This is a genomic window from Streptococcus suis (assembly GCF_002964045.1).
Lineage (GTDB): Bacteria > Bacillota > Bacilli > Lactobacillales > Streptococcaceae > Streptococcus > Streptococcus suis_U.
Genome location: NZ_POPB01000248.1, coordinates 1 through 2,575 on the forward strand (window position 1 = coordinate 1; position 2,575 = coordinate 2,575).

The window sequence follows — 2,575 nt, forward strand, 5'->3', positions numbered from 1 at the left end:
GCTTTGACAACCTTATCGTAGTTGACCTTATCCCCTTTTTCAAAGGTAAATTGAGTCGGTGCGGATAACTTGGCTTCGTTCTTGACTTCAGCTTGCTTTGTAAAGTGATAGGTCCCTCTATCAGCAATATTGGAATTCAATTGTTCGGGTTGAGTTTCAGGCGATTTTTTTACTACCGTAGTTTTTGAAATGGATGCATAACGACGGACACCGCTATATGATTGATAAGAAATCCAATCTTCGCCTTCTGAAGAGACCACTTTGTCATAATTTACAGTATCACCTGCATTCGCATAAAATTCAACTGGTGCAGAATTACTAGGTTGATTTCTTACAGGAGTCTGCACTTCATATTCGTATCGACCTTGTGGTGGTAGTACAGTTTGATGGCTTTCAACAGTTTGAGAATTATTATTCACACTTTGCGGTGGTGTAACTTGAGTGGAACTTTCTTGAACTTGTTCTACTTTTTCAGTAGTACTTTCTCCTCTATGTGAAAGTTGTAATTCATTTAATTCCTCTGTAGGGGACTCTTCCTCCGCAATAGTTTTATTTGAATTATCTGACAGTAGAATTGGCGTTGGTGTAACTGTTAAATCATTGACTTCATCAGCTTTGACTTCTTGAACTCCAAAAATTAGGCCAGTTCCAATTAGTACAGATGCAGCACCTAAACTATATTTGCGAATTGAAAATCTTTGTTTTTCCTTGCTTATCATGTTATCGAACATATATTATACCTACCTTTCTGTTACTGTCTTCACTCATATTATACTCCCGACCTTGTAATAACGCAAGCGTTTTTGTAACATTTTGTAATATTTTTGTAATATTTGTGGTGAAAAAGTAATCTTTCATCCCTATCTATTTATTCGCAAAAAAATGGAAATTTCAAATTTATCTTTAAAAATTTTAAAAACCTTATCTGAAATCAATTCAAATAAGGTCCTTCATTCGCTTGCTATTCAAAGTCTAATTGATTATATGGCTGGTTTTGCACAGAAGCTCCGATACTAGAAGCATAAATCCAATCTTTCCCCTCTAACTGGGCAAAGTCTTCTGCACGTCCTGTAAGGATGACTCCTGCAAATTCTAACTGGTCAATTTCTTCCTGCTTAGTGAAATCTGTATCACCAAATCGATCCAAAAAGGATTGAATATCCGTGACGAGTGCATATTCCCCTAAATAATGATTATACTGTCCTGCTATCTTTTTCATCGGAGTTAAAGGATTCCATGAGGCTGCCTCTGTTGGCAATTCAGCATCTGGTTCATAAACCTTTAAAGCCTCTCCTTGAAAACCAAATAACTGATCAATACGAAAATCGGCTGTATTCTTTTTGGAGGCTGTTCCAATCCAGTACCAATTCTTTTTCAAATTTTGTGGTAACATGGTCTGCAACTCACCAAAACTATATTTTTTGTCAAAAGTGATGGCAACTTCTACTAGCTGATTAGACATTTCTTTCACTAAAGAAAGCTCTTGACTTGGAACAGTTGCAAAGTCATCGGTGTCAATTTTCTCCGTATTATAAAAAAGTGGCAATTTTGACCAGGTTTGGCGATCATAAGCAATATCTCTCTTATAGGTCGGTCCATCCTGAGAAAAATCCAAATACGTTCCCATCCAGTCATAGTGATATTCATAGTCACCAAATGCTACTGGAACCCCTGCCAAATCTTTGTGGCGATCTGCCTGGACAGCACCAGCAAATAGAGATGTCGCTTTATAATAGTAGGTTGAGTATTCAATGTTTGGATAGGCAACCTGTGACAATAATTCGTATTCTTGATAGATTTTTTCTCCATTATTAGCAGTTAAAATCTGCAAGGTTTTCAATGTCGCTCCCGTAATCAACAAGAGCCCTAGTGTAGATAGACCAACTGTTTTCCATAATTGTTTTTTCTTACTTTTCTTGGTTGCAATTTCAAAAGTTTTCATATTCATACCCTTTCTCTTTTAACATTTTAGCTAGAAGTTTTCTCCCTCTGTAGAGATTGATTTTTACCAGACTTTGACTGTATCCTAGAATATGCGCAATTTCCTTAACGCTCATATCTTGAAAGTAATAAAGATCTATCACATGCTGATAGTTAGTTGGCAATGTCTCAACTGCCTGATAGAGCTCCTCATAGTTTTCCATGTCATAAGTTAATACATTCTCACTGGTAAAAAACTCTCTTTGTAAGATTTCGTGATAATGCTTGTCCCTCCTATATTTATCGATATAGGCCCTAACAGCTGAACGATAAAGCCAGGCTCGTAATTTGTCAAAAGGAAGGACAAGTTCTGCTTCTAAGATTTTCACTAGTATATCCTGGGCAATATCCTGACTATCTGCATAGGTGGCGCCAGATTTTTGCAGATAATAGGAAATTTCCTCAGCAATACCAATGATTTCTTTTTCATATTCATCTAATTTGATGCTCATCTCCTCCTTTCACTAATAAAACGAATGAGAGTAACCGCCCAATAACAAAGTATATTGAAAAAAGGCTCCAAAGTCCTGTAGACTCTGGAACCTTTTTCTATTTACATGCTCTTTTAATTTTTTCCTTCCATGGCAAATAAGCC

At 36.5% G+C, this 2,575-nt stretch carries 3 protein-coding genes; all 3 read right to left on the bottom strand.

Annotated features, from left to right (window positions below):
- A partial coding sequence (locus C1E99_RS14475; RefSeq protein ID WP_153060148.1) for an SH3 domain-containing protein occupies positions 1-731 on the bottom strand: 731 nt, incomplete at its 3' end.
- A gap of 230 nt (positions 732-961) precedes the next feature.
- Positions 962-1,948 (bottom strand): anti sigma factor C-terminal domain-containing protein, encoded by a 987-nt coding sequence (locus C1E99_RS02355; RefSeq protein ID WP_238146190.1) that lies wholly within the window; start codon positions 1,946-1,948, stop codon positions 962-964.
- Entirely contained in the window at positions 1,929-2,432 is a 504-nt protein-coding gene (locus tag C1E99_RS02360; protein ID WP_105206465.1) for an RNA polymerase sigma factor, read from the bottom strand. The genes C1E99_RS02355 and C1E99_RS02360 overlap by 20 nt, the downstream gene beginning before the upstream one ends.
- Positions 2,433-2,575 lie beyond the last annotated feature (143 nt).

Bases quoted from the DNA above. Each gene is read 5' to 3' on its own strand.
- C1E99_RS02355 (WP_238146190.1), bottom strand. From the start codon at position 1,948: ATGAATATGAAAACTTTTGAAATTGCAACCAAGAAAAGTAAGAAAAAA.
- C1E99_RS02360 (WP_105206465.1), bottom strand. From the start codon at position 2,432: ATGAGCATCAAATTAGATGAATATGAAAAAGAAATCATTGGTATTGCT.